The following is a 1,113-nucleotide window of genomic DNA, read 5'->3' on the forward strand; positions in this document are numbered from 1 at the left end:
AGTCCTGGTGACCGCTCTGCCTTCGCCCCACCGCCGTACGCTGCTCCTCGCCCCGCTCGCCGCGGCCACCGCGTGCGGCACCCCCTCCGCCACCGAGGACACGGCCGGGAAACCCACCGAGAACACGGCCACGGCCCCCTCCGGGCGTTCCGGTGTCTTTGGGGGCGGGGGCCGTCGGGTCGTCCGTACCCAGCCGGGCATCACGACTGTGCAGCCCGCCCATGTGCTGCTGCTCGCCCATGACCTGTCCCCCGCCGGGCCGTCCGTCGAGGACGTCCGCCGCGTCCTGTCCCGCTGGTGGGCCGACCAGGCCTCCCGTCCCGTTCCCGGAGTCACACCGACCGTGGCCGTCGGCCCCGCCCTCTACCGCAAGCTCGGCCTGACCGCCCCGCCCCGGCTGAAGGACCTGCCGTCCTTCCCCCGCGACCGCCTCGAACCCCGCCACGGCGGCGGCGACATCATCCTCCAGATCTGCGGCCCCACCGCCGCCGCCTGCAACCGGGCCGCCACCCGGCTCACCGCACGAGCCGCCGGCACCCTGGTACCCCGCTGGCAACAGCCCGGATTCCTGCCACCCCGCCCCGCCGGCCAGACCCCACGCAACCTCTTCGGCTTCAAGGACGGCACCGAGAACCCCACCGGCGACGAACTCACCCGCTGGATCTGGCACGACGACGGCAGCACCTTCCTCGTCTACCGCCGCATCCACATGAACACCGACACCTTCACCACCCTGCCCCCCACCCGGCAGGAACAGATCATCGGCCGCCACCGCACCACCGGAGCCCCCCTGGGCACCCACCACGAACACGACCCGGTCAACCTCTACGCCAAAACCCCCCAGGGCCGCTACCACATCCCCACCCACGCCCACATCCGCCTCGCCCACTCCCGCCTCGACGGCGGCGCCCGCATGCTCCGCCGCGGCTACTCCTACCGCAACACCCCCCACGACCAGGGCCTCCTCTTCCTCGCCTACCTCCGCGACCCCGCCCTGTTCACCCGCGTCCAGGAACGCCTCGCCACCGACGACGCCATGAACCCCTACATCGAACACCGCGCATCCGCCATCGCCCACGTACTCCCCCCACCACCCCCCGGCCAGCCCCTCGG

At 73.1% G+C, this 1,113-nt stretch carries 1 protein-coding gene; it reads left to right on the forward strand.

Going from position 1 to position 1,113, the window contains the following annotated elements:
* Positions 1-7: 7 nt before the first annotated feature.
* Positions 8-1,113 (forward strand): Dyp-type peroxidase (locus ABZZ04_RS39375; protein ID WP_356937049.1); only part of this gene is annotated, 1,106 nt, incomplete at its 3' end.

The organism is Streptomyces sp. NPDC006435, from assembly GCF_040612315.1.
Taxonomy (GTDB): domain Bacteria; phylum Actinomycetota; class Actinomycetes; order Streptomycetales; family Streptomycetaceae; genus Streptomyces.